Origin of the sequence: uncultured Allobosea sp. (genome assembly GCF_945957345.1) — a bacterium.
Taxonomy (GTDB): Bacteria; Pseudomonadota; Alphaproteobacteria; order Rhizobiales; family Beijerinckiaceae; genus Allobosea.
On sequence record NZ_CAMFKW010000004.1, the window covers coordinates 128,861 to 155,517 of the forward strand.

The 26,657-nt window shown below is 66.5% G+C and carries 20 protein-coding genes; 14 read left to right on the forward strand and 6 right to left on the reverse strand.

The genetic code is table 11. The features are described from left to right. Positions 1 to 150: 150 nt before the first annotated feature. Positions 151 to 1,194, reverse strand: a complete 1,044-nt coding sequence (locus Q0Q36_RS03315; protein WP_293795487.1) for a transporter substrate-binding domain-containing protein — start codon at positions 1,192 to 1,194, stop codon at positions 151 to 153. A gap of 243 nt (positions 1,195 to 1,437) precedes the next feature. Here Q0Q36_RS03315 and pip point away from each other — a divergent pair, with 243 nt between their 5' ends. From pip to Q0Q36_RS03360, 9 genes are all read left to right on the forward strand, one after another. Continuing rightward, positions 1,438 to 2,415: a prolyl aminopeptidase gene (pip, locus tag Q0Q36_RS03320; RefSeq protein ID WP_293795488.1), complete on the forward strand. Its 978-nt coding sequence runs from the start codon at positions 1,438 to 1,440 to the stop codon at positions 2,413 to 2,415. 10 nt (positions 2,416 to 2,425) lie between these two features. After that, positions 2,426 to 4,240, forward strand: a complete 1,815-nt coding sequence (locus Q0Q36_RS03325) for a S9 family peptidase (protein WP_293795489.1) — start codon at positions 2,426 to 2,428, stop codon at positions 4,238 to 4,240. 15 nt (positions 4,241 to 4,255) lie between these two features. After that, positions 4,256 to 5,683: a M20 family metallopeptidase gene (locus tag Q0Q36_RS03330; protein WP_293795491.1), complete on the forward strand. Its 1,428-nt coding sequence runs from the start codon at positions 4,256 to 4,258 to the stop codon at positions 5,681 to 5,683. Positions 5,684 to 5,772: 89 nt separating this feature from the next. Next, positions 5,773 to 7,410, forward strand: coding sequence for an ABC transporter substrate-binding protein (locus tag Q0Q36_RS03335; protein WP_293795492.1), 1,638 nt, complete (start codon positions 5,773 to 5,775; stop codon positions 7,408 to 7,410). A 10-nt stretch (positions 7,411 to 7,420) separates the two neighbouring features. Then, positions 7,421 to 8,488 carry an ABC transporter permease gene (locus tag Q0Q36_RS03340; RefSeq protein ID WP_293795493.1) on the forward strand — a complete coding sequence of 356 codons (1,068 nt, stop codon included), beginning with the start codon at positions 7,421 to 7,423 and terminating at the stop codon, positions 8,486 to 8,488. 9 nt (positions 8,489 to 8,497) lie between these two features. Further along, positions 8,498 to 9,424, forward strand: a complete 927-nt coding sequence (locus tag Q0Q36_RS03345; protein WP_293795495.1) for an ABC transporter permease — start codon at positions 8,498 to 8,500, stop codon at positions 9,422 to 9,424. After that, a complete protein-coding gene (locus tag Q0Q36_RS03350) occupies positions 9,417 to 10,283 on the forward strand; it encodes an ABC transporter ATP-binding protein (protein WP_293795496.1) in 867 nt (288 codons plus the stop codon). Before Q0Q36_RS03345 ends, Q0Q36_RS03350 begins: the two co-directional genes overlap by 8 nt. After that, positions 10,280 to 11,074, forward strand: a complete 795-nt coding sequence (locus tag Q0Q36_RS03355; RefSeq protein ID WP_293795497.1) for an ABC transporter ATP-binding protein — start codon at positions 10,280 to 10,282, stop codon at positions 11,072 to 11,074. The genes Q0Q36_RS03350 and Q0Q36_RS03355 overlap by 4 nt, the downstream gene beginning before the upstream one ends. 41 nt (positions 11,075 to 11,115) lie before the next feature. Beyond that, positions 11,116 to 12,126 carry a serine hydrolase gene (locus Q0Q36_RS03360; protein WP_293795498.1) on the forward strand — a complete coding sequence of 337 codons (1,011 nt, stop codon included), beginning with the start codon at positions 11,116 to 11,118 and terminating at the stop codon, positions 12,124 to 12,126. A gap of 7 nt (positions 12,127 to 12,133) precedes the next feature. Here the strand turns inward: Q0Q36_RS03360 and Q0Q36_RS03365 are convergent, their stop codons facing one another. The 3 genes from Q0Q36_RS03365 to argH form a co-directional block, all read right to left on the reverse strand. Continuing rightward, a complete protein-coding gene (locus Q0Q36_RS03365) occupies positions 12,134 to 13,093 on the reverse strand; it encodes a LysR family transcriptional regulator (RefSeq protein ID WP_293795499.1) in 960 nt (319 codons plus the stop codon). 75 nt (positions 13,094 to 13,168) lie between these two features. Beyond that, positions 13,169 to 16,180, reverse strand: a complete 3,012-nt coding sequence (locus Q0Q36_RS03370) for an aminotransferase class III-fold pyridoxal phosphate-dependent enzyme (protein WP_293795500.1) — start codon at positions 16,178 to 16,180, stop codon at positions 13,169 to 13,171. A 156-nt stretch (positions 16,181 to 16,336) separates the two neighbouring features. Then, complete coding sequence (argH, locus tag Q0Q36_RS03375; protein ID WP_293795501.1) at positions 16,337 to 17,755, reverse strand: argininosuccinate lyase; 1,419 nt, start codon at positions 17,753 to 17,755, stop codon at positions 16,337 to 16,339. Between the two features lie 149 nt (positions 17,756 to 17,904). Between argH and Q0Q36_RS03380 the strand changes: the two genes are divergently transcribed. From Q0Q36_RS03380 to Q0Q36_RS03390, 3 genes are read left to right on the forward strand one after another with little or no spacing between them, the layout of a single operon-like run. Beyond that, positions 17,905 to 19,020, forward strand: a complete 1,116-nt coding sequence (locus Q0Q36_RS03380) for an aminotransferase class I/II-fold pyridoxal phosphate-dependent enzyme (RefSeq protein WP_293795502.1) — start codon at positions 17,905 to 17,907, stop codon at positions 19,018 to 19,020. 10 nt (positions 19,021 to 19,030) lie between these two features. Further along, positions 19,031 to 19,648: a PAS domain-containing protein gene (locus Q0Q36_RS03385; protein ID WP_293795505.1), complete on the forward strand. Its 618-nt coding sequence runs from the start codon at positions 19,031 to 19,033 to the stop codon at positions 19,646 to 19,648. Continuing rightward, positions 19,641 to 20,606: an ornithine cyclodeaminase family protein gene (locus Q0Q36_RS03390; protein ID WP_293795507.1), complete on the forward strand. Its 966-nt coding sequence runs from the start codon at positions 19,641 to 19,643 to the stop codon at positions 20,604 to 20,606. The genes Q0Q36_RS03385 and Q0Q36_RS03390 overlap by 8 nt, the downstream gene beginning before the upstream one ends. Positions 20,607 to 20,628: 22 nt before the next feature. Here Q0Q36_RS03390 and Q0Q36_RS03395 read toward each other — a convergent pair whose 3' ends face one another. Then, complete coding sequence (locus Q0Q36_RS03395; protein WP_293795509.1) at positions 20,629 to 21,738, reverse strand: aminotransferase class I/II-fold pyridoxal phosphate-dependent enzyme; 1,110 nt, start codon at positions 21,736 to 21,738, stop codon at positions 20,629 to 20,631. A 266-nt stretch (positions 21,739 to 22,004) separates the two neighbouring features. Between Q0Q36_RS03395 and Q0Q36_RS03400 the strand changes: the two genes are divergently transcribed. Continuing rightward, a complete protein-coding gene (locus tag Q0Q36_RS03400) occupies positions 22,005 to 22,283 on the forward strand; it encodes a hypothetical protein (RefSeq protein ID WP_293795511.1) in 279 nt (92 codons plus the stop codon). 106 nt (positions 22,284 to 22,389) lie between these two features. Here Q0Q36_RS03400 and Q0Q36_RS03405 read toward each other — a convergent pair whose 3' ends face one another. Further along, a complete protein-coding gene (locus Q0Q36_RS03405) occupies positions 22,390 to 23,811 on the reverse strand; it encodes an amidohydrolase (RefSeq protein ID WP_293795513.1) in 1,422 nt (473 codons plus the stop codon). Between the two features lie 373 nt (positions 23,812 to 24,184). Here Q0Q36_RS03405 and Q0Q36_RS03410 point away from each other — a divergent pair, with 373 nt between their 5' ends. Further along, a complete protein-coding gene (locus tag Q0Q36_RS03410; RefSeq protein WP_293795514.1) occupies positions 24,185 to 26,584 on the forward strand; it encodes a transketolase in 2,400 nt (799 codons plus the stop codon). The last annotated feature ends 73 nt before the right edge of the window (positions 26,585 to 26,657 follow it).

Consider the following 26,657-nt stretch of genomic DNA (forward strand, 5'->3'; position numbering starts at 1 on the left):
TCGGGAGATGCGGTGCCCGTCGCTTTCATGAAGCGGATTGCTGCGAGGATTGTCCACTCTGGAACGCATGACAGTGTTGAGCCATCGCAAACAAAAAGCCCTCCCGGATCGCTCTGGAAGGGCTCGGTTCAGGTATCTCGGTCGAGAGCTTTACCGAACCGGATAGGAGAAGATCAGGCCGCCGTCGCGGGCGAGGCGGTTCGGCGACTGGGCGCGGTCCATCGCCAGCGGGGAAGCCTTGCCGATATGCTTCTCGAAGACCTCGCCGTAATTGCCGACCTGCTTGATGATCTGGAAGGCCCAGTCGGGGCGCAGGCCAAGCTTCTTGGCCATGTCGGCGGTCGGGCCGTTCGGCGCGATCAGGCGCTGGGTGTCGACCGGCAGGTCCTTGAGCGCGGCGAGCTTGGCTTCGACGTTCCCGGAGGTCAGGCCGAATTCTTCGGCCGCGACCATGATCTGAACGCCCCAGAACAGGGTCTTCTGCAGCTCGGTATCGGGGCGGGAGACGAGCGCGAGCGGCTCGGTCGCCGAGCGCTGGGGAACCAGCACGTAGTCGTCCGGCTTCGGCGCCAGCAGACGGTCGGCAGCAAGCGCCGAGATCGAGCTCGCGACGGCGTCGCACTTCCCGGAGAAGAAGGCCTGGAGGCGGGCGGTCTTGTCGGCGATGTTCTCGACCTTGTAGGGCAGCTTCGCCTCGCCGAACCAGTCGGCGAGGTAGAGCAGGGTGGTCGAGCCTTCCTCGGCGCAGATCGTCGCGCCCGACAAGTCGGCGAGTCTGGTCATGCCGAGGCTCTTGGGCACCATGAAGCCCTGGCCGTCATAGAAGGTGGTGGTGACGAAGGCGACGCCGGGGTCGGCATCGCGCGTGCCGGTCGCCGTGATGCCGCGCGAGGCCATATGGGCGCTGCCGCTAATGATCGCCTTCAGGCTGTCGGAGAAGCCGATGCCGCGCAATTCAGCCTTGGTGGCGTCGCCGAAGATCGCGACGGCGGCCATGCGGCAGAACTCGACATTGAAGCCCTGGAAACGGCCGGCGCTGTCGGGAACCGAGAAGCCCGGCGAATTCGGGTTCACCAAGCAGATGATCTTGCCGTCTTCCTTGACCTTGTCGAGCACCGGGCCGGCGTGCGCCGCCGGCGCGATCAGGCTGAGGGTTGCCGCGGCAAGGGCCGCACGAACGATGCTGAGTGCCATCCCGATCTTCTCCCGTTATCGAGCTATAGAGCTGTATACAGCAACTCAGACATACGTCAAACGCTGCGCTTGCGTCGGCCGTCGGGTTTGGGGAAGGTCGGGTGTCGTTGCCGCTGAAGGTGTCAATCTATTCTGGATCGTCATAACAATGCGCCGCGAATGCATTAGCCAGCGGCGCTTCGGGCATGCCATCCTGCCGGTCTCTAGGGAGCGTCATGGCGCTCCGGTTCGGCGGAGCCCGGTGTGCCAGACGATCAGAGCGCCCTCTACGAGGCGGTTGAACCCTATCGGTCCTTGCGGCTGCCGGTCGGCGACGGGCATGAGCTTCATGTCGATCTCAGCGGCAATCCCGACGGCATTCCCGTCGTCTTCCTGCATGGCGGGCCGGGCGGTGGCACCAAGCCCGCACAGCGCAAGACCTTCGACCCATCCGCCTTCCAGATCGTGACCTTCGACCAGCGCGGGGCGGGACGCTCCAGCCCTCTGGCGCAACTCGCAGGCAATACCACCCAAACGCTGATCGCCGATCTCGAACGCATTCGGGAGCATCTCGGCATCGATCGCTGGCTGGTCGCCGGCGGTTCCTGGGGGAGCTGCCTCGGCCTCGCCTATGGCCAGGCCCATCCCGAGCGCTGCCTCGGCTTCCGCCTGCACGGCATCTTCATGGCCGAGCGCGCCGAGATCGACTGGTGGTTCCACGGCTCGCGTACGATCTTCCCGGATCATTGGGAGGTTTTCGCCGCTTTCGTGCCGGAAGCAGAGCGGGGCGATCTCCTCCGCGCCTATTATCGTCGCCTGACCGGCCCTGATCGCGAGCAGCAGATCGCAGCGGCGGTCGCCTTGCGGACCTTCTCCGGGAAGACGCAGACCTTCCTGCCCGATGCCGAGCATGTCGCGGCCCTGACCGAGCCGGACGCCGCGCTGGCGCTCGCGCGCATCTTCACGCATTACTGCGTCAACGGCGCCTTCCTCGACCCCGGCCAGTTGCTGCGCGACGTCTCGCGCATCCGGCATCTGCCGGCGGAGATCGTGCAGGGGCGCTACGACATCGTGACGCCGATGTGCACGGCCTGGAAGCTGAAGACAGCCTGGCCCGAGGCCCGCTTCACCATCGTGACCGAGGCCAATCACGCGGCGACGCCGAGCGCGCCGGCCCTGTCGCTGGCGCTGCGCGATGCGACCGATCGCCTGCGCGACTCCATGCTGGCCCTCGCGGCCTGAAGGAACGACCATGTACGAAGCCGCCAGCCAGATCCGCCTGGGCATCGAGCCCTATCTCGAAATCCGCAGCGCCAAGAGCCCGGCCGTCGCGCCGGATGGCGAGTTGCTCGCCTATCTCAGCGACGAGAGCGGCACGCACCAGATCTGGCTTAAGCCCCTCGCTGGTGGGGCGCCTTGGCGCCTGACCGACATGCCGGAGCCGGTCGGCGCGATCGCCTTCAACCCGAAGAACCGCGACCTGCTGTTCACGATGGATTGCGGCGGCGACGAGCGGCACCAGCTCTGGCTCGTGCCGGGCGCCTCCGGCGTTCCCCAGCCGCTGACTGACGATCCGACCGTGGTGCATGTCTGGGGCTGCTGGGCGCCGGACGGGCAGCGCATCGCGTTCGCGTCCAACGCGCGTGACCGCGAGCACATGGACATCTATGTGATGGACATGGCGACGCGGGCGGCGCGGCGCGTCTTCGAGGGCAGCGGATATCGCGAGGCTGTGGCCTTCTTCCCGGATGGACGCTCGCTGCTGGTCGCCGATGCCACCCATGCGATGAACGATCAGGACCTCTACCGGCTCGATCTCGAAAGCGGGGCGCGCGAGACCCTGCTGCCGCATGAGGGCCGCGCCCGCTATGCCGCGAACCGGATGAAGAAGGACAGCAGCGGCTTCTTCACGATCACCGACCAGGGGCGCGAGTTTCTCAGCGTTGGCTTCCGCTCGGCGGCTGACGGCGCGCTGAGCTGGATCGTCGCGCGCGACGGGCAGGATATCGAGGCGGTGGCGCTGGCGCCGGACCAGAATCGCCTGGCCTATGTCGCGAATGACCGCGGCTGGAACCGCATCTTTGTGCGCGATATCGCCGGCGGGACCGAGTTCGAGGTCGAGGGGTTTCCGGCCGGCTCGATCGGATCAGTCGCCTGGCTGCCGGATGGTTCGGGGCTCGTCTTCCCGCTCGACGGCTCGGCCTCCTCGCCGGATATCTGGCGCTTCGATATCGCGACGAAGCAGGTCAAGCGCCTGACCGATGCCTCGAAGGCCGGGCTCGATCAGGCTACATTTGTCGAACCAACGGTTGCTAGCACCAAGAGCTTCGATGGTCTCGAAGTGCCGTTCTTCGTCTACCGGCCGCGCGGGAAGGCGCCGGAAGGCGGCTATCCGGCCGTCGTCGTCGTGCATGGCGGGCCGGAGGCGCAGTGGACGCCGATCTTCCGGGCCGACCTGCAATTCTTCCTGAGCCAGGGCATCATGGTGATCGCGCCGAACGTGCGCGGCTCGACCGGCTATGGCCGCAGCTACCACCATCTCGACGACAAGCATCTGCGCATGGACAGCGTCGCCGACCTCAAGGCGGTGAGACTGTGGCTGCGTGAGCAATCTGACGTGAATGATGACCGCATCGCCGTCTATGGCCGCTCCTATGGCGGCTTCATGGTGCTGGCGGCGCTGACCGAGCAGCCGGAGCTGTGGAAGGTCGGGATCGAGTTCTACGGCATCGCCAATTTCCTGACGCTGCTTGAAACGACCGGGCCGTGGCGTCGCTATCTGCGCGCGGTGGAATACGGTGATCCGGTCGCGGACCGCGAGAACCTGATCCGCTTCTCGCCGATCCACAAGCTCGACCGTATCCGCGTGCCGCTCTTCGTCGCGCAGGGCTTCGACGATCCGCGCGTGCCGCCGGGCGAGAGCGAGATGGTCTATTCGGTGCTGCGCGGCCTCGGCCGTCCGGTCGAGTATCTGCGCATCCCGCATGAGGGCCATGGCTTCGCCCGGATCGAGAACCGGCGCACCGTCTTCGGCGGCGTGGCCCGTTTCCTGCGAGAGCATTTGTAGAAGGAATAACCAGCCATGCAGAATTCCGAGATCATCTGGGAGCTGGTCGATGCCAAGCGGCAGCCCTTCGAGGCGCTGAGCGACCGCGTCTGGGGCATGCCCGAGATCGCCTATACCGAGTATCGCTCGGTCGGCGAGCATATCGCGATGCTCAAGGAGCAGGGTTTTCGTATCACCGAGAATGTCGCAGGTATTCCGACGGCGGTGATGGGCGAGGCAGGCGAGGGCGGCCCGGTCATCGCGATCCTCGGCGAGTATGATGCTCTGCCCGGCTTGAGCCAGGAGGCCAATATCGCCGAGCCGAAGCCGGTCGAGGCCGGCGGTCACGGCCATGGCTGCGGCCACAACATGCTGGGCTCGGCCGCATTGCTGGCGGCGACCGCGGTGAAGGACTGGCTCGCCAGGACCGGCCGGCCGGGGCGCGTGCGCTATTTCGGCTGCCCGGCGGAAGAGGGCGGCGCGGCCAAGGCCTTCATGGTGCGGGCCGGCGCTTTCGACGATGTCGATGTCGCCATCAGCTGGCACCCGTCCTCGATGACCAAGGTCGACGACGCCATGTCGCTCGCCAATACCCGGATGGACTTCCAGTTCACCGGCCGCGCCTCGCATGCGGCGGCGGCGCCCCATCTCGGCCGCTCGGCGCTCGATGCAGTGGAATTGATGAATGTCGGCGTCAACTACATGCGCGAGCATGCGCCGTCCGACGCGCGCATCCACTATGCCTATCTCGATGCCGGCGGCATCGCGCCCAACGTCGTGCAGGCCTCGGCCAAGGTGCGCTACGCCATCCGGGCGCGTGACCTCGCCGGCATGCTGGAACTCAACGAGCGCGTGAAGAAGATCGCCGAGGGCGCGGCCTTGATGACCGAGACGACGGTCTCGATCTCGATCATGAGCGCGGTCTCCAACATGCTCGGCAACACGCCGCTCGAAGACGCTATGTTCGCGAATATCGACCGGCTCGGCCCGGTGCCGTTCGATGCTGCCGACAAGGCGTATGCGGCGCAGATCCAGGCGACGCTCGGCCCGGCCGATATCCTCAACGACTATCGCAAGACCGGTATCGCGCCGCGCGAGGACACGCCGCTCTGCGATTTCGTCGTGCCGCAGGGCACGCGCGGCGTGCCGATGATCGGCTCGACCGATGTCGCCGACGTGAGCTGGAAGGTTCCCACCATCCAGGCGCGGGTCGCGACCCATGCGATCGGCACGCCTGGCCATTCCTGGCAGATCACGGCGCAAGGCAAGGCGCCGGCGGCGCACAAGGGCATGGTCCATGCCGCCAAGATCATGGCGGCGACGGCGGTCGACGTGATCAGCGACGAGACGCTGCTGGCGCGCGCCAAGAAGGACCATCAGGAGCGGACGACGCGGACGCCTTATGTCTGCCCGATCCCAGCGGATGTGAAGCCGCCGATCAAGCCACGGCCCGAGGCCGCCTGAGTCGACATCGCCGGGCGCGGCTGCAAGGTTGCGCCCGCAAGGCCGACACCTATTCCAACAGATAACAATCAAAGAGCGGGATCGAAATCATGACCAACCGAAACGACGTGACCGGAACCAAGCGACGCTCCGCCGGGCGCAGGCTCCTCTCCGCCGCGGCGGTTGCCGCTCTCTGTGCCGGCGCGGGTGCGGCCTTCGCCGCGACGCCGAAAAACGCGCTGGTGATGGCCTGGAACGTCGACGCCATCAGCACCTTCGACCCCGCCCAGGTCGGCGAGGTCGTGACCAACGAGATCCTGCAGAACACCTGCGACACGCTGGTCGATTTCGACCCGGCCGACGAGCGCAAGGTCGTGCCGAGCTTCGCCGAGCGCTGGGACGTCTCGCCGGATCGCAAGGAGATCACCTTCCACCTGCACAAGGGCGCCAAATTCCCCTCCGGCAATCCCGTCACGGCCGAGGATGTCGCCTGGTCGCTGCATCGCGTGGTCAAGCTGAACTTCGGCAATGCCGCGACGCTGACGGAGTACGGCTTCACCAAGGACAATGTCGAGCAGACCATCGTCGCGGGCCCGAACGACACGCTCGTCCTCAAGTTCGACAAGCCCTATCCGACGACGCTGATGCTGCAGGCGATCGCCGCCAACCGGGTGTCCATGGTGATGGACAAGAAGACCCTGATGGCGAACGAGCAGGGCGGCGATCTCGGCAACAAGTATCTGGCGACGCGCACCGCCTGCGTCGGTCCCTACAAGCTGACGCGCTGGAATGCCGGCGAGTCGATCGTGCTGGAAGCGAATGACGGCTATTGGGGCAGGGCGCCCGGCCTGAAGCGCATCCTGATCCGCCATGTCGCGGAGCCCGGCACCCAGCGCCTGCTGCTCAGCCAGGGCGATGTCGATGTTGCGCGCGACTTGACGCCCGAGGACCTCAAGGACCTGGAAGGCTCCAAGGACGTCTCGATCGTCAAGGTTCTCAGGCCGCAACTGTTCTACTGGGGCTTCAACGTCGCGGACGGCCCGTTCTCGAAGGAGAAGGTGCGTCTCGCGATGCGCTACCTCATCGACTACGAAGGCCTCGGCAAGACAGTGATGACCTATCTCGGCGTGCCGCGCGCGAGCTTCGCCCAGCTCGGCGCCGTCGGCGCTCTCGACGCGAAGGAGGGGCAGCCCTTCAAGCTCGATCTCGACAAGGCCAAGCAGCTCCTGACCGAAGCCGGCTATCCCAACGGCTTCGAGGCGAGCGTGCTCTTCGGCACGCTGCCGCATGCGAACCCGATCGCCCAGAGCGTCCAGCAGAATGCGGCCAAGGTTGGCGTCAAGCTCTCGCTGGAGCGCATGGCCAATGCCCAGCTCTTCAGCAAGGTGCGCGGGCGTGAATACCAGTCGGCGATGCTCGCCTGGCAGACCGGCGTGCCGGACGCCCATGGCAATGCCTCGCGCCTGGTCTTTAACCCCGACAACCGGCCGGAAGCGAAGCAGACCCAGTATCCGAGCTGGCGCTCGGCCTATCAGGATCTCGCGCTCAACAAGCAGATCGACGAGGCCTTGCTGGAGGCCGACCCCGCCAAGCGCGACGCGCTCTATGCCACGATCCAGAAGGAGGTCATGGCCAAGGGGCCGATGGCCTTCATGTTCCAGATGAACAGCGTCGCCGGCGTGCGCAAGGACCTGAAGTCGTGGACCTGGAATGGCTTCAGGACCTATTACGAGCTGGCGACCAAGTAAGGCCGCCGCGATGTCCCGGACCGCCATAGCGGCGTCCGGCCCGGGCCCAGAACCGGGGCGGATTCTTCCGTCCTGGCTCAAGGTATCGGGCCGGATCCTCGCATCCTTCGCCGTTACCCTGCTCGGGCTGGCGGCGCTGACATTCTTCATCGGCCGCCTGCTGCCGCTCGATCCCGTCGTCGCCGTGCTCGGCGACAACGTGACCCAGGAAGCCTATCAGGCGATGTACAGGCAGCTCGGTCTCGACCAGCCGCTCTACGTCCAGTTCGGCCGCTATATCTGGGGCGTACTGCATCTCGATTTCGGGATGGCGCTGACGACCGGCAAGCCCGTGATGGCGGATATCGCCCGCGTCTTCCCGGCGACGATCGAGCTCGCCAGCGTGGCGATCATGATCGGGACGAGCCTCGGCATTCCGCTCGGCGTGCTATCGGCGATGTATCGCGGTTCCCTGATCGACCAGATCGTCCGGGTCGTCGGGCTGATCGGCTATTCCGCGCCGAATTTCTGGCTCGGCCTGATGGGACTCGTGCTGTTCTACGCGACGCTGGGCTGGGTCGGCGGGCCCGGCCGCATCGATTTCACCTATGAGTTCGACCTCGAACCGGTCACCGGTTTCCTGCTGATCGACAGCCTGCTTGCCGGCAACTGGGAGATGTTCGGCAATGCCGTCTCGCACATCGTCTTGCCGGCCTCGATCCTGGCCTTCAGCTCGCTCGCCTATATCAGCCGCATGACCCGCAGCTTCATGATGGAGCAGCTGGGGCAGGAATATGTCGTGACGGCGCGGGTGAAGGGCCTGTCCTGGGCGCGTACGGTCTGGGGCCATGCCTTCCGCAACATCGCCGTGCAGGTGGTGACGGTGGTGGCGCTGTCCTACGCCTTCCTGCTCGAAGGCGCGGTGCTGACCGAGACGGTCTTCGCCTGGCCGGGCTTCGGCCGCTACCTGACCAATGCGCTGCTCGCCGGCGACATGAATGCGGTCGTCGGCTGCACGCTCCTGGTCGGAGTCATCTTCGTCACGCTCAACCTGTTGTGCGACCTGCTTTACCGGGTCTTCGACCCGCGGACCCGCTGAGGCATGGCCATGGCACCACAACCCATCGACCCGGCCAGCGGGCGAGGCCTCAGGGCCTGGCTCGCGGCGCCCGTCCCGTCCTCGCCCTTCCAGGCACGGATGCAGCAGTTGTCGCTGAAATGGTGGCGGCTCAGGGCCAATCCTGCCGCCCTGTTCGGCCTCGCGATCATCGTGCTGATCGCGCTCACGGCGCTGTTCGCGCCCCTGATCGCGACGCATGACATCTACGCGCAGGACCTGACCATGCGCCTGCAGCGCCCGTCCGCGGCGCATTGGTTCGGCACTGACGAGCTTGGCCGCGACATCTTCAGCCGGCTGGTCTTCGGCGCGCGGATCACGCTCTACATCGCGCTGCTGACCGCGGTGATCGCCGCGCCGCTCGGGCTGATCGTCGGCACGACCTCCGGCTATCTCGGCGGCTGGGTCGATATCGTGCTGATGCGCATCGTCGATATTTTCCTCGCCTTCCCGAGCCTCGTGCTGGCGCTGGCCTTCGTCGCGGCGCTGGGGCCGGGCATCGACCACGCGATCATCGCGATCGCGCTCGCGGCCTGGCCGCCGATCGCGCGTCTGGCGCGGGCCGAGACGCTGTCGATCCGCAAGTCCGACTATATCGCGGCCGTGCGTCTCCAAGGTGCGTCTCCGCTGCGGATCATCCTCGGCCATGTCGTGCCGATGTGCATTCCCTCCGTCGTGGTGCGCATCACCCTCAACATGGCCTCGATCATCCTGACTGCGGCGGGGCTCGGCTTCCTCGGGCTCGGCGCACAGCCGCCGAGCCCGGAATGGGGCGCGATGTTGGCGTCGGGTCGCGAGTTCATCCTGACCAATGGCTGGATCGCCGGCATTCCCGGCCTCGCCATCCTCGTCACCAGCCTGGCCTTCAACCTCTTCGGAGACGGCCTGCGCGACATCCTGGATCCGCGCCATGGATAAGCCGCTGCTCGAGGTCGAGGACCTCTCCGTCACCTTCAAGGGCGCGCATCGCTCGGTGCAGGCGGTGCGCGGCATCTCCTTCAGCGTCGGCCGCGAGAAGGTCGGCATCGTCGGCGAATCCGGCTCCGGTAAGTCCTTGACCGGGCGCACGATCCTGAAGCTGACGCCGAAGGCGGCGACGATCTCCGCCAGGAAGCTGTCCTTCGACGGAATCGACCTGCTTGCCGCCAGCGAACGGCAGATGCGGACGATCCGTGGCAACCGCATCTCGATGATCCTGCAGGACCCGAAATTCTCGCTCAATCCGCTGATGCGGGTCGGAGAGCAGATCACCGAGGCCTATCGCCTGCATCACAAGGTCGGCGGCAAGGAGGCGGAAGCCAAGGCGCTCGCTATGCTCGAGGCCGTGAAGATCCGCGACCCCGCGCGCGTCTTCAAGCTCTTCCCGCATGAGGTCTCGGGCGGCATGGGCCAGCGCATCATGATCGCGATGATGCTGATCCCGGAGCCCGACCTGATTATTGCCGACGAGCCGACCTCGGCGCTGGACGTCACCATCCGGCGGCAGGTGCTGAGCATTCTCGACGAGCTGGTGACGCGGCGCGGCGCCGGGCTGATCTTCATCAGCCACGACCTCAATCTCGTGGCGGATTTCTGTGATCGCGTGCTGGTCATGTATGCCGGCCGGATCATGGAGGACATTCCGGCGCGCGAATTGCGAAATGCGCGGCACCCCTACACCTGCGCCCTGCTCGACAGCCTGCCGCGGCTCGACCGGCCGGCCGACATGTTGCAGGTGCCGAGTCGCGACCCGGCTTGGCTGGACGGGCCGACCCTGCAGAGCGGAAGCCGGGCATGAGCGCTGTCGATTCCACTCCAGCGGCGAACCGCCCGGCTGCGCTGACGGTCAGCCATCTCGCGGTCGTCTTCGGCCGCGGCGCCACGGCCCTGAAGGCGGTGGACGATGTCTCCTTCACGCTCCGCCATGGCGAGGCTTTCGGCCTGATCGGCGAGTCCGGCTGCGGCAAGTCGACGGTGCTGCGCGCGCTCGCCGGCTTGAACGGCGAATATGGCGGCTCGATCGCCTTTCATGATCGCGAGGTGCCGCATAAGCGCGACAAGGCCTTCTTCCGGCGCGTGCAGATGGTGTTCCAGGACCCGTATGCCTCGCTGCATCCGCGCAAGATGGTGCAGAACGTGCTGGCCGAGCCGCTGAAGATCCATGGCTTCGACCGGCCGCAGGAGCGCATCGACGAGATACTGACCGCTGTCGGCCTCGGGCCCTCCTTCCGCTATCGCTTCCCGCACGAGCTCTCGGGCGGGCAGCGCCAGCGCGTCGCGATCGCGCGTGCGCTGATCATCGAGCCGGAGCTTCTCCTGCTCGACGAGCCGACCTCGGCGCTGGACGTTTCCGTGCAGGCGGAAATCCTCAACCTGCTGAAGCAGCTCAGGCGCGACCGCGACCTGACCTATCTGATGGTCAGCCACGATCTCGCGGTGGTGACGCATCTCTGCGAGCGCGTCGCGATGATGAGCGAGGGGCGCATCCTCGAGGAGATGAGCGCCGAGGATGTCAGGGCCGGCCGGGCGCATGAGCCCTATACGCGCGAATTCCTCGAAGCGAGCGTCGGCTATCGCCCGCTCGCGTGAGCGGCCGGGCTTCGACGGATCAGAAAATGGATGAGGCAGGCATGACGAGCGTGGCCAAGAGCAGGGAACATTGGCCGGTGAACGGCTGGGAGAGCGTCGCGCCGGAGGCGGCCGGCTGGTCGCGCGAGGGGCTCGACCGCGCCTGGCGCTATGCCGACAGCATTTCGACGGCGACATTGATGATCGTGCAGGGCGGGCGCGTCGTCGCGAGTCGTGGCGATCTCGCCCATCGCTATCAGTGTCATTCCGTCCGCAAGAGCTTCCTCAGCGCGCTGATCGGCATTCACGAGGATGAAGGCCGGATCGACCTGTCGCGCACGCTCGCCGATCTCGGCATCGACGACAAGGAAGGGCTGAGCGAGCGCGAGAAGGCGGCTACGATCTATGATCTACTGACGGCGCGCTCCGGCATCTTCCACCCGGCCGGCTATGAATCGCCTTGGATGAAGTCGATCAAGCCGCCGCGCCATTCGCAGCCGCCGGGCGCCTTCTGGCTGTACAACAACTGGGATTTCAACGCGCTCGGCACGATCTTCACGGCGCTGACCGGCGCCGGCATCCATGACGATTTCCTGGCGCGGATCGGCCGCCCGCTCGGCATGGAGGATTTCCGCCTCGACGGCGAGCGCCGCGACGGCTGGCTGCAGCCGGACGATTGCTCCGTCCATCCCGCCTATCCGTTCCGGATGTCGACGCGCGATCTCGCCCGCTTCGGTCTGTTGTTCCTGCGGCAGGGCCGCTGGCAGAACGAGCAGATCGTGCCGGCCAACTGGGTCGCGACCAGTGTCCTGCCGCTCTCCGATGCCGGCCCACGCGGCGGCTATGGCTATATGTGGTGGACCGAGCGCTCAGGCACGGGCTTCCCGGGCGTGGTGCTGCCCGCCGGCAGCTACAGTGCGCAGGGCGTCGGTGGGCAGAACTGTCTCGTCATTCCGTCGCTCGATCTCGTGATCGTCCATCGCGTCAATACCGACATCACGGGTACGGAGGTGAGCCGCTTCGCCTTCGGCTGCCTGCTGCGCCTGATCCTGGAAGCGCGCGGGCAGGGCTGAGCATACGTCAGGCGATCGCCGACACGGGCGCGCGGCGTTCGAGGGCAGAGCTTTCCGGCTGAGCCGGCCGGCTATGCTCGCTGACGGCGGCCCAGAACTGCTCGACCGGAAGACGGCCCTGCTGCCTTGCCCGGTAAAGCCGGATTTCGGCCGAGACGTACCACGAGGTATCGGCGGCCGGCACGAGCTGGCCGCTGCGCAATTCCTCTACCACTAGGCTTTCCGGCACCCAGGCGACGCCGCGCCCGGCGAGAACCATCGCCTTGAGCCCCACCGACATCGGGTTCTCATAGACGGTGACGAGCGGTGTCGGGCGCTCGGCGAAGAATAGGGCGAGCCGCCGCGCGAAGAAGGTCGAGCTGCCATAGCTCAGCAGGCGCACCGGCGTGTCGCCACAACGGAAGGCATGGAGCGGCTCGCCATTGCCGTCGGGGATCGAGACGGGAATCGCCCGCTCGCTGCCGAGGCGGCGATAAACGAAGCGTTCGGGATCGAGTTCCGGCGCCACGGCCTCATGGGCGTAGGTGAGCAGGAAATCGCATTCGCCCTGGTCGAGCAGTGCGACATTGCCGTCGAAGGACGAGCGCTGGTCGCAGAAGCGCGTCTTAAGCGGGCCGAGCCTTTCCTCCATGCGCCGGATGAGGCCGGGGAAATAGGTCAGCGACAGGGTATTGAGCGTAGAGAAGACGAGCGTTTCCGCGGCGTCCTCATGCTGCTGGCGCAGCTCCTGCCGCGCGTTCTGCACCTGTCTCAGGATTTCCTGCGCACGCGGCAGGAAGGTCCGGCCGGCTTCTGTCAGGCGGATCGGGTAGCTGCTGCGGTCGAAAAGCGGCGAGCCGAGCCAGTCCTCGAGCTGCTTGATCCGGCGGCTCAGCGCCGATTGCGTGATGTTCCGTTCACGGGCGGCGCGCGAGAAGCTGAGCGTGGTCGACAGGCTCAGCACGTCCTCCAGCCATTTCAGCTCCATTGCCGCACCTCCGCGCGCAGGATGCCATGGCCACCCCGGCCACGCCAGAAGCGGGCCGGGATGGGATGGAAGGCGCTACCGTGCGGCTTCGACCTCGCGCAGGCAGATCCTGAGCCGGTCAAGGATCATCTCGACATCGTCGGCGCTGACCGTCAGCGGCGGGCGGATCTTCAGGATATTGTCGGCCGGACCTTCGCGCCCGACGAGGATGCGCATGTCGCGCAGGCGGTTCATGACATGGGCGGCCGCATCGGTCGCGGGCTGCAGCGTCTCGCGATCCGTGACCAGCTCCAGCCCGAGGAAGAGGCCGATGCCGCGCACGTCGCCGACGCAGGGATAGTCCGCCATCAGCGCGCGCATGCCGGCGAGCAGCTTGTTGCCCATCGCCTTGGCATTGGCCGAGAGGCCTTCCTCCTCGACGATATCCAGGACTTCCGAGGCGATGCGGCAGGACAGGTTCGAGCCGCCGAAGGTCGAGAAATACTCCGGTCCTTCCGCGAAGCGCTCGGCGATGGCGCGGGTGGTGATGACTGCGCCGATCGGGTGGCCGTTGCCGAGCGGCTTGCCGAGCACGACGATATCCGGCCGCACATCCTGCTGCTCGAAGCCGAAATAATAGTCGCCGAGGCGCCCGAGGCCGGTCTGCACCTCGTCGGCGATGCAGATGCCGCCGGCGGCGCGGATGCGCTCATAGACCGCCGCGAGATAGCCCGGCGGCGGGATGATCTGGCCGCCGACGCTCGGGAAGGTCTCGGCGATGAAGCCGGCGACCTTGCCGCCGCGCTCTGCGATGGCCGCGAGCGCGCCGTCGACCTGTTCAGCGTAATGCAGCGCCCGATCGGCATCGTCCCGGCGGAAGCGGCCGCGATAATCGTCGGCGACATCGACGAGCTGCACCCAGGGCTTGCGGCCGCCCATGTTCGGCTTGTTGAACTTGTAGGCGGAGATGTCGATCGCGCCGGTGGTGTTGCCGTGATAGCCGTGATCGGGCGTGACGATGTCGTAGCCGCCGCTCGCCGCGCGGGCGAGGCGCAAAGCCAGTTCGTTCGCTTCCGAGCCGGAGTTGACGAAGAAGCAGACCTCCAATTCCTTCGGAAGCTTGGCGGTCAGGCGCTCGGCCAAAGCCATCGGCGCCGGGTGCAGATAGCGCGTGTTGGAGTTCATCCGCGCGAGCTGGTCCATCGCGACCTTGCGGATGCGCGGATGGGCATGGCCGACATGGGGCACGTTGTTATAGGCGTCGAGATAGGGCCTTCCCATCGCGTCGAAGAGATGGTGGCGCCAGCCGCGCAGGAAGGTGACCGGCTTCTTGTAGCTGAGCTTGAGATTGGCACCGAAGCGGGCCTTGCGCTCGGTGAGCAGCGCGGCTTCGTCGATTGCCTGATAGGCGACGGTCTCGTCCGGCAGGTTGAGGAGGGCTGCGGGGTTCGGGCAGATCGCCTGCCAGAGCGCCCAGTCGTCGGGATCGGCGACGCCCGGCCAATCATGGCCCATGCCGTCCAGCGTCAGCGCGAGCTGGAAATGCAGATGCGGCTCCCAGCCGCCATTCTCCTCGGCCGGGCCGAGCCTGGCGAAAGCCTCGCCCGCGGTGATTTCCTGGCCTGGCTTCAGCTTGCCTGCGCCGTCGGCGGCGAGGTGGCCGTAAAGCGTGTGGAAGACGTCGCCCGCGGGCGTGCGGTGTTCGAGGATGACGACGCCGCCATAGTCGAGATGGCCCTTGCGGTTCTCGGCAAGAGCGACCTTGCCGGCGAGGGGCGCGCGGACCGGCTCGCCGGCCGGGCCGAAGACATCGACGGCCATATGGATGGTGCGGCGGTTCGAGGCGAGCCAGCGGCCCTTGCGGAAGGCTTTATCGGTATAGACCAGCCGCGGTTCGCCATATTGGCCGAGCCACCACTCGGATGTGATGCCGAGCCCGGTGCCGAGATTGCGGGCCTCGTCGGCGCGCAGCTCGAACGGGTTTGCAGGGATCGTCGCTTCGGCGACGCCGAGCGAGCCGACCGGCAGGCCATCAAGCGCACGGCCGAGCACGGGCGCGAAGCTGCCGCGCTGTGCGGCGATCCAGCTCGCGATGCGGCCAGCGGCATCGGTGACAGGCAGGCCGCAGGCGTTGCGCAGGCGCGCGCCCATCAACTCGCCGTCGATGGCCGGGTTTTCGAGGAGGCGCCAGGCTGGAGCCTGCGAGATCGTGACATAGGGGTCGTTGGGGCGGCCCTTGGCCTCGATCGTCGAGTTCACGACGCTGACGGCGAGGCGCATCCGCACGAGCGGCCAGAACAGGCCGATTTCCTCGGCACTCAAGGGGGAGACGCCATGGTAGCCGGCGACGAAGGCCGCGAGCGCTGCTTCCGGCGTCTCATGGTCGAGGATGGCGTAAGCCGCGGCGATGGCGATCTCGCAGACGCGCGGACCATTGGTCATGTCGCCGAAATCGATCAGGCCGCTGATCCGGGCGGGCTCGCCGAGGCGCGGCTCGACGAGGATGTTGAAGTCGTTGAGGTCGTTATGGATGGTCTGGCGCGGCAGCGCGTCGAGCGCGGGTTTGAGCGCCTCGAACCCGGCGACGATTTCCGCGACCAGTTTGCGGCGGGCGCCTTCGAGTACGTCGAGATGCGGCTTGATCCAGCCGGCCTCGATCAAGTCCCATTTCGCGGCGTCCGGGGCGGCCGTGACCTTGAAATCGCGGAGCGCGAGGTCGAGACGAGCGGTCAGCGCGCCGAGTTCGGCGAGGACGGCAGTCGGCTGCGGTCCGGCCTCGCCCATCGGAATGCCGGTAAAGGCGCGCTGGACCCAGACCATGCGCTGCTGGCCCTGAGCGTCCGCGACGTTCTGCCAGAAGCGGTCGCCTTCGGCTGGCAGGAGGCGCGGGAGCGGGAGCGTGGGGTCGGCGGCGAGCGCGTGACTGATCGCGGCGCATTGCTGGTCGACGAGAGCGGGCTCGCCCTGCGGGCGCATCGCCTTGACGATGACGTCGCCCTCGCTGGTCCGGCCGCGGAAGTTGAGATCGTATTCGCCGCCGAGCTGCCGCAGCCCGCCAGCGATGCCGAACTGCTCGGCCACCCCACGCAACCAGACGTGTTCCATCATCTCTCCCCCCGCCGTGGAGCTGCATGGCTCCACGCTCGTTTCCTCAGGCCGGATCGAATCGACCGGCGCCGTCATCCATAGCCAGAAAGGCCGCCGGTTTGCTCCCGCAAAGTTTGCGGAGCGGCCGCCGCCGGGTTGCGTGGAGCGAGGGAGAGATCAGCCCTGGATCGGCTTGTTGGACAGCCAGCGCTGCTTCGCCCGCTCGATCGCCTCGCGCACTGTGTCGGGTGCGGTGCCGCCATAGCTGCGGCGGCTGCGGACGGAGTGCTCCGGCGCCAGCACCTCGAAGACCGCTGCGCTGATGCGAGGATCGACCGAGCGCATGGCGTCGAGATCGAGCGCCTGCAACGTGCAGCCCTTGACCTCGGCCAGCGCGACGATGCGGGCGGTGATGTGGTGGGCGTCGCGGAAGGGGATGCCGGCCTCGCGCACCAGCCAGTCGGCGAGGTCGGTCGCGGTCGGAAAGCCGCGATCGAGGAAGGCGCGCATGCCCTCGGGGCGCACGGTCAGGTCACGGACCATGCCGGTCGTGGCGGCGACGCAGAGCTCGACTGTCTCCAGCGCGTCGAACATCGGCTCCTTGTCCTCCTGCATGTCCTTCATGAAGGTCATGGGCAGGCCCTTGACCATTACCAGCATGGCGGTCAGCGAGCCGACGACGCGGCCGGTCTTGCCGCGTACCAGCTCAGCAGCGTCCGGGTTGCGCTTCTGCGGCATGATCGAAGAGCCGGTCGTGAAGGCGTCCGACAGTGCGATGAAGCGGAAGCCGTCGCTGCACCAGAGCGTGATCTCCTCGTTGAGGCGCGAGAGATGCACGGCCAGCATCGAACAGCAGAACAGGAGTTCGCAGATATGGTCGCGCGCGCCGACCGAATCCATCGAGTTCTCGGTCGGCCGGGCGAAGCCCAGTTCCGCCGCGGTGAACTGCCGGTCGATCGGGAAGGCGGTGCCGGCCAGCGCGGCGGCGCCGAGCGGCGAGACATTGGTGCGCTGGCGCGCGCCGGCGAGACGCTCGCGGTCGCGGCCGAACATCTCGACATAGGCCATCAAATGGTGGCCGAAGGTCACGGGTTGGGCGACCTGCATATGGGTGAAGCCGGGCATGATCGTTTCGGCGTGCTCGCTGGCGCGCTCGATCAGTGCTTGCTGCAATTCGCGGATGGTGCCGTCGAGAGCATCGATGGCGTCGCGCATCCAGAGGCGGACATCGGTGACGGCCTGGTCGTTGCGGCTGCGGGCGGTGTGCAGGCGTCCGGCCGGCTCGCCGATGATCTCCTTGAGACGCGCTTCCACGTTCATGTGGATGTCCTCGAGATCGATGCTGAACTGGAGTTCGCCTCGGTCGATCTCGCCGCGGATCTGGTCGAGCCCGGCCTGGATGCGCTCGTTGTCGGCGCCTGCGATGATACCCTGGCGGGCGAGCATCGCGGCATGGGTCTTGGATGCCGCGATGTCCTGTCGATAGAGCCTGTAGTCGAAGCCGATCGAGGGGTTGATCCTGCGCATCACATCGGCCGGGGCGGTGGTGAAGCGCCCGCCCCACATCTTGTTGGCACCGGGGTTCTGGTCGGACATGATGGGCTCTCCGGGAGCGGCTGCGACGTGCGGCTAAGGGATAGCAATCGAGATTTGGACTGTAAATTCCAAAATCGACCTTGACGTCCAAATTATGCCTATCATACTCGCGGGAGATGCGGCGGGTCGGCCGGCGCGGGATGGGCAGCATGAAGATCGAAGAATTCACACTGGAGCGGATCCAGTCGCTCTACGAGAACACTGTCGAGTTCAATCTCTCCGATAGCGGCGTCCATCCCTATTCGCTGAACGAACTGCTCAGCGCCGATGAGCGCGCCAAGCTGATGGAGGTCGAGCTCGGCTATGGCTGGACCAATGGCGCGGTCGAACTGCGCGAGGATATCGCCAAGCTCTATCGCAACCGGACCTCGGACGAGGTGATCGTCACCAACGGCTCGGCGGAAGCCAATTTCCTGATGGTGATGTCGCTGATCGAGCCGGGCGACGAGATCGTCGTCTTCGTGCCGAATTACCTGCAGATCTGGGGCTGGGCGCGGGCGATCGGCGCCACTGTCAAGGAAGTGAAGCTGCGCGAGGAACTGGGCTGGACCCCCGATCTCGACGAGGTCCGTCAGGCGATCACGCCGCGCACCAAGCTGATGACGATCTGCAATCCGAACAATCCGACCGGCAGCCTGCTCTCGCGCGAGACGATGGACGCGCTGGTCGAGATCGCCCGGGCGCAGGGCTGCTACCTCCATGCCGACGAGGTCTACAAGGGCGCCGAGCTCGAAACCGACGAGCCGCCCAGCTTCGCCGATCTCTACGAGAAGGCGATCATCACCAGCGGGCTCTCCAAGGCGATGGCGCTGCCCGGCCTGCGCATTGGCTGGCTGGTCGGGCCGGCCAAGGACATCTACACTGCCTGGCAGAACAAGGATTACACCTCGATCACCACGAGCGCGCTGAGCGAGCACATCGCCCGGATCGTCATCCAGCCGGCGAAGCGCGCCGAGATTCTGCAGCGCAGCAAGACCATCCTGCGGGAGAACCTCGCGCTCCTGACGAACTGGGTGAAGGCGAATGACGAGTTCTTCTCCTTCGTACCGCCCAAGGCCGGCGGCATGGCTTTCATCAAGTACAGCCACTCAATGAACTCGACCGAGCTTGTTCATCGATTGCGCGAGGAGCGCGGGATCATGCTGCTGCCGGGCGATGTCTATGGGATGGACGGCTATATCCGCATCGGCATCGGCGCGCCGGGCGAGCACCTCTCGGCCGGGCTGGAACGCCTGAGCGACTACCTCAAGTCGCAGCCGCGCTGACGGATCGGGCATGACGCCGGAACTCGCTCCCTACCTGCCGGTCTGCGATGCGGTGGCGCTGCTGTTCCGGCCGCATGCCGAGGTCGTGCTGCACGATCTCGGCTCGCAGAGCGTCGTGCATATCGCCGGCAATTTCTCGCAGCGCGTGCTGGGCGAACCGTCCCTGCTCGACGAGATCGGCTTCGATCCCGACGAGACGATCATCGGCCCCTATGAGAAGGTGAACTGGGACGGGCGGCGGCTGAAATCGATCAGCATCGTGCTCTCGGCCGGTGCCAGGGCGATCGGCGTGCTCTGCATCAATGTCGATGTCTCGCAGTTCCATGCATTGATGCAGACGCTCTCGGCCTTGGCGACGGTGCCGGCTGGCGTCGAGAAGCCGCAGGCGCTGTTCAAGGAAGACTGGCACGAGCGGATCAACGAGTTCGTGCAGCAATGGACGCAAAGCCGCGGGCTTGCCGTGACCAGCCTGAGCCGCGCCGAGAAGCGGGAGCTGGTTGCGGACCTCGCCGCGAACGGTGCGTTCGGTGGCCGCAATGCCGCCGCCTATATCTCGCGCATCCTCGGGCTCGCCCGCGCGACCGTCTACAACTACCTCAATCAGGCCAACGAGACCCCGGATGCTTGACCTGTCGCGTGCGGAGATCGAGGCCGCCGTCGATCTCGACCGGGCCTTCGTCGCGCTGGAGGAGGGGTTCAAGGCGGCTGCCGCGGGCCAGGTGCAGATGCCGCCGGTCGGCTATCTCGGCTTTCCCGCGCATAACGGCGACTGCCACATCAAGTTCGGCCATATCGCGGGTGATCCGATCTTCGTCGTGAAGATCGCGACGGGGTTCTACGACAATCCCGCCAAGGGGCTGCCGACGACGAGCGGGATGATGATCGCGCTTTCAGCCGAGACCGGTGCGGTCGTCGCGATCCTGCGCGACGAGGGCTGGTTGACCGATCTCCGGACGGCGCTGGCCGGCGCCATCGCGACGCGTGCCGGGATGCGGGCCGATGCGCGCCGGATCGGGATCGTGGGTGCCGGTACGCAGGCGCGGTTCCAGATCCGCGCCGCCGCGCATCTGTTGCGCGAACGCGAGCCGCATTTTGCGGTCTGGGCGCGCTCACCGGAGAAACTGGAAGCGCTGAGGCGCGATCTCGCAGGGGAGGGCATCGCCGTCGAGCCTGTGGCGGACCTGGAGGCTTTGTGCATGCAGTCCGATGCGCTGATCACGGTGACGCCGGCCGCCGCGCCGATCATCCGCGACGACTGGATCAGGCCGGGCACGCATATCACCGCGCTCGGCGCCGATGCGCCGGGCAAGCAGGAACTGGACAGCGCGTTGGTCGCACTCGCCGATGTCAGGATCGCGGATTCGCTGGAGCAGAGCCTCGACCATGGCGAATTCGCTGCCGCTGCCAAGGTCGGGCTGATCGATGCGGGCGATTGCGTCGAGCTGGGGGCGGTGTTGGCCGGCGACGTGCCGGCGCGTGGCTCGAACGACGACATTACCATCGCCGACCTCACCGGGATCGCGGTGCAGGACATCGCGATCGCGCGAGTGGTGCTGGACGGGATCGGGCGCCGAGGCGACGCGTAGCGCCGCCCTTCGGAAGCGCGTTTCAGCCCTTGTGCCGCGCCAGGAACCGGTCCATCCGCGCCAGCCCGTCGCGCAGCACCTCGGTCGGCACGCCGATGCCGATACGGATGTGGTTCTCGATGCCGAACCAGCTGCCGGCGACGACGAAGACGCTCTCCTCTTCGCGCAGCTTCTGCGAGAAGACCTCCGAGGACATGGCGAGCGGATAGCGCAGGAAGGCCATGCCGCCAGCCTGCGGGCGCCGCCAGGACCAGTCGTTATGCTGCGCCATCCATTGCGCAACGAGATCGGCATTGCTGCGCAGCAAATCGCGGCCGCGCGCGAGCAGGCGGCTGCGCGTCTCCGGGCGCATCACCTCTTCGGCGAGGATCTGGCTGAGGATGCCGCTGCCGATCGTGGTGTAGTCCTGCCGCTCGGCCGCGGACGCCACGACCGCCTCCGGTGCGACAATCCAGCCGAGGCGCAGGCCCGGGCAGGCGAAGGATTTCGACAGGCTGGAGGTGACGACGACCTTGGGATAGCTGCCCCAGAGCGTCTGCGTCTCGGCGCCGTCGATCTCGCCGCCGCGATAGATCTCGTCGACCATCAGCCAGGCGTCGTTGCGTCGGGCAGCCTCGACCAGGGCGGCGCGGCTCGCGGCCGAGAGCACGCTACCGGTGGGGTTGGCCGGGTTCGTCACAGCGATCGCCTTGGCGCCGGCGGAGACCTTCGCGAGCTGAGCGGGATCGATCTGCCAATCGCTGTCGCCCGACAATGCGAGCCGGCGGATGTCGAAGCCGAGCGCGCGGCCGAGACCGTCGATCTGCATGAAGTTCGGCAGGGCGAAGACCAGCGCGTCGCCGGGCTCGAACAGCGCCATCAGCGCGATCATCGTCGCCTCGGAGGAGCCGTTGGTGACGAGCACGTTCGCGGCGGTCGCGCCGGGATACCAGGAGGCGATGTTGTTACGCAGATCCGGGCGGCCGTCGGTCCAGCCATAGCCGAGCGGCTGCTTCAGCAGGTCGCGCGCGGCCTGTTCGCCCAGGATGTCTTCGATCGACCAGGGATGGACGCCGCTCTCCGTCAGGTTGATCTCGACGTCGTTCTCGAAGAGCGTCTGGTTCCGCTCCATCTGGAAAATGTCGAACTTCAAACGAGCCTCCCGCCATCGGGCCTGTTGCCTGCCGTCGGAGCGGCCGGGCTGTCATGGCCATCTGTGACGGTGGCGATAGGCAGGGTCAAGAGCAATTTGGACAATAAATCCAATTTGGACTGATTGTTTATGCTGCCTTCGTAGCGCACTCGTCACGAGAAAAGCTCAAGGCGAAGGGACGGCCAGCCTCGCTCCGGATTTTCTCTTCGCCTTGCCCGGAACCGCTACCGCCCTATATCCGTTGCCCCGCCATGTTTGAATCGCCCATGCCTAGCTCGAATTTCCGCTTTCCCGGTGTCCTGAATTCCCAGGAATTGCTTGTCGCAGAAGCCGTCCAGGCCAGGGCCTGGGCTGCGATCGGGCATGATGACAGGATCGATACCGAGCTGGAGACCGAAGCGCGCGACCGGTTGGGCCGTATCATCCTGCGCCTGATGTCGGCCGCCTCCGACTCTGTTTCGGACCTCACCTCGGCTGCCGTCGCGGAGTTCAAGGCGACCCGGCCGACGATCCGCGTCGAATTGTCGGGGCCGCAGGGCGGCTAGCGGCATCCCCCAAATAATCTAGCGGCATCCCCCAAATAATTCGGCCGGACGTGGGGGCTCCCACGTCGGCCGGCTGATCAAGCTGTGCTGCTTCTGGTCCGCTCGCTCAATGCGCGGCCATGTCGAGCGGCGGCTCGACATCATCGGTGATCGGGTTGGCGAAGGGGTTTTTGGCGCGGAAGGCCGCGAACTCGTCCTTGGCTGCCTTGAGCAGAGCGGGATCGTTCAGCACGTCCGAGGCGACGCCGGCCATGGCCTTGGCTGCGAGCGCGAGGCCCTTATGCGCGGCCGGGGCGAGACCCTGCGCGACGAGCTGCCAGGAATGGCCGGGCGTGCCGATCGCGTAGCAGGCGGTGCGGCATTGCACGGTCGGGACGACCCAGCTCACGGTGCCGACATCGGTCGAGCCGACGGAGGTGTCGTTGCCCGCGCCGAGCGGGTAGATTTCGTCGCTCAGCGCCTCGCCGTCCTTCGGCTCCAGGTCGAAGCGGCTATAGGCGGCGGCGATGTCCTGCGGGCTCAGCGTCTGCTGGAACTTGGCGGCGAAGGCATGGTCGGCGGCGTCGAAGCCGGGGCCGCCGATCGCCAGCAGATTGGCCTGCATCGCCTCTTCCAGCGGGCGGTTGCCGACGAGATTGGCGTCGCCCGAGAGCTGCTTGATCGCGACGGTGGTCTCGCTCATCAGGGCCGCGCCCTCGGCGATCTTCTTCACGCGGGCGACCAGCTCCCACATCTCGGCAAGCGTGGCTGCGCGGATGAGCTGGCGGGTCGTTGCGGTCGCCTGCACCACGTTGGGGGCAATGCCGCCGGCATTGATGATCGCGTAATGCACGCGCGCCGTCGAAGGCATATGCTCGCGCATGTAGTTCACGCCGATATGCATCAATTCGACCGCATCGAGCGCCGAGCGGCCGAGATGCGGCGCGGCGGCGGCATGCGAGGCGCGGCCCGAGAAGGTGAACTCAATCTCGACGCAGGCGAGCGAGAACGCGCGGTTGACGCCGTTGAACGAGGCCGGGTGCCAGCAGAGCGCGATATCGACATCGTCGAAGGCGCCGGCACGCACCATGAAGCCCTTGGCCGAGCCGCCTTCCTCCGCCGGGCAGCCGTAATAGCGCACGCGACCCTTGAGACCGTTAGCGGCGAGATAGTCCTTGACCGCGGCGGCAGCGAGCAGCGAGGCCGAGCCCAGCATATTGTGGCCGCAGCCATGGCCGTTGCCGCCCTTCTCGACCGGGGTTTCGGTCGCATTGCCGGCCTCCTGGCTCAGGCCAGGAAGTGCGTCGAACTCGCCCATGATCGCGATGACCGGGCCGCCTTCGCCGGCTTCGCCGATGACCGCGGTCGGGAGGCCGGCGACGCCGGTGGTCACGCAAAAACCCTCGCTCTCCAGCATGGCGCCGTGTTCGGCGGCCGAGCGGACCTCCTGATAGTTCAGCTCGGGCATGTGCCAGATACGGTCGGACAGGCCGAAATAGGCCGGAGCCTTGTCGTCGACGCGACGCCAGACATCCTTGCTGTTGCTCATGGAAGCTTCCTCCTGCGCGGGTCGTGCGGCCCGATTCCGTGCCGGGTTTCTGGCATGGGGCGGTGGTGGCTCACAAGCGGGCCACTGTGTCTTCCCGTGCGCGCTGCAGCGTGAAACGCTGCGGCGCAGACACGGGACCGTTCTCCTGAAACGGCGCTTTCTCGTCGCGCGGTCCCGTGTCTGCGCAGCGGCACTGCGCGCCGCAGCGCGCACAGGATGACACCCTTCACTTCACGCATTGGTGGTTTCCGGCGCTTAGCCATGTGGCCGTAGCGGAAACCGCCAAAGCCGCTCGCGTCGGCATCGAATTTTGGCTCGTTCTGCCAGCGCTTCCGTGCATGATCGGTTGCACTGGGGAGTTCGAGCCACATTCATGACAACAGATCCGCGCCTGCCGTTTCTCGCCGAGCTGGAAAAGAAGATCCTCTGGCTGGCCTCGTGGACGATCCATAACGCCAACCACATCCGCCAGAACGAGGACGGGATGAAGGTCGGCGGGCACCAGGCTTCCTCGGCCTCGCTCGCCACGATCATGACGGCACTCTATATGGCCGCGTTGAAGCCGCAGGACCGGGTCGCGGTGAAGCCGCATGCCTCGCCGATCTTCCATGCCATCAACTATCTGATGGGGCTGCAGACCCGCGAAAAACTCGAGAATTTCCGGGGCTACAAGGGCGCGCAGAGCTATCCCTCGCGCACCAAGGATATCGACGACGTCGATTTCTCGACCGGCTCGGTGGGCCTCGGCGTCGCGCAGACTTTGTTCTCCTCGCTGACGCAGGACTATGTGAAGGCGCATGGCTGGGCCAAGGACCGTCCCGAAGGGCGCATGGTCTCGCTGATCGGCGATGCCGAGCTCGACGAGGGCAATATCTTCGAGGCCCTGATGGAGGGCTGGAAGCACGGCCTGCGCAATACCTGGTGGATCATCGACTATAACCGCCAGTCGCTCGACGCGGTGATCCGCGAGGGGCTCTACGACCGGTTCGAGACGATGTTCCGCAATTTCGGCTGGGACGTGGTCACGCTGAAATACGGCTCGCTGCAGCAGGCGGCCTTCCGGGAGAAGGGCGGCGACAGGCTCAAGGCCTGGATCGATTCCTGCCCGAACCAGCTCTATTCGGCGCTCACCTTCCAGGGCGGGGCGGCCTGGCGCAAGCGCCTGATGGACGATCTCGGCGATCAGGGGCCGGTCACCAAGCTGATCGAGAAGCGCTCGGATGCCGAGCTCTCGAAGCTGATGTGCAATCTCGGCGGTCATGACCTGCCGTCGATCCTCGAAGCCTTCGAGGCGATCGATCATGACCGGCCGGTCTGCTTCCTCGCCTATACGGTGAAGGGCTTCGGGCTGCCGATCGCCGGGCATAAGGACAACCATGCCGGGCTGATGACCAAGGAGCAGCTCGACGGCTTCCGCAAGGCGAACAATATCCGCCCCGGCCACGAATGGGACCTGTTCGAAGGGCTCGACCTGCCCGAAGGCGCGGTCCGCGCCTTCCTCGACAAGGTGCCGTTTTTCTCGCAGGGGCGGCGGCGCTTCTCGGCGGCCAAGCTGCCAGTTCCGGCCAAGCTGGAGGCCGGCATCCAGCCGTCGATGTCGACGCAGATGGGCTTCGGCAAGGTGCTGGACGATCTCGCCAAGACCGGCGGGCCGCTCGCCGACCGCATCGTCACGACAGCGCCGGACGTCACCGTCTCGACCAATCTCGGGCCCTGGGTGAACCGGCGCGGGCTCTTCGCCAAGGCGTCGATGGCCGACACCTTCAAGGACGAGCGCATTCCCTCGATGCAGAAATGGGAATTCTCGCCCAAGGGCCAGCATGTCGAGCTCGGCATCGCCGAGATGAACCTGTTCATCAATCTCTCGGCGCTCGGCCTGTCGCATTCGATCTTCGGCGAGCGCCTGATCCCGATCGGCACGCTCTACGACCCCTTCATCTCGCGCGGGCTCGATGCGCTGAATTATGCCTGCTACCAGGATGCGCGCTTCATGGTGGTGGCGACGCCGTCCGGCGTGACGCTGGCGCCGGAGGGCGGAGCGCATCAATCGATCGCGACGCCCTTGATCGGCATGAGCCAGGACGGGCTCTGCTCCTTCGAACCGGGTTTCGTCGACGAGCTTGCGGTGATGATGCGCTGGTCCTTCGACTACATGCAGCGCGATGGCGAGGGCGATCCGGACGAGCGGACCTGGCTGCGCGACGAGACCGGCGGCTCGGTCTATCTGCGCCTGTCCACCCGTCAGGTCGAGCAGCCGAGCCGGGCTATGACGCCTGAGCTGGAGCGCGCCATCATCGACGGTGCCTATTGGCTCAGGAAGCCGGGGCCGAACGCCTCGGTCGTGATCGCCTATACCGGCGCGGTGGCGCCGGAGGCGATCGAGGCGGTCGGATTGCTCTCGGAGGACCGGCGGGATGTCGGCCTGCTCGCCATCACCTCGGCGGACCGACTCAATGCCGGCTGGCAGGCGGCGGAGCGGGCGCGCCAGCGCGGTAATCATGCGGCGACGAGCCATGTCGAGCGATTGCTCGGCGAGCTCTCGCGCGATTGCGGCATCGTCTCGGTGCTGGACGGGCACCCGGCGACGCTGGCCTGGCTCGGCAGCGTCCATGGCCACAAGCAGAAGGCGCTCGGCGTCGAGCATTTCGGCCAGACCGGCACGGTGGCCGACCTCTATCGGCATTTCGGCATCGACGCGAACGCGATCGTGCATGCGGCGAATGCGGCCGCGTCGGGGCGGCCGGTGCGGTATCTGAAGGCGTTGCCGGAGTAGGCGAGGGGCGGGAGGCGCCCTTTAATGAAGTGTGTCTTCCCGCACGCGCAGCAGCACTGCGTGCCGCAGCGCG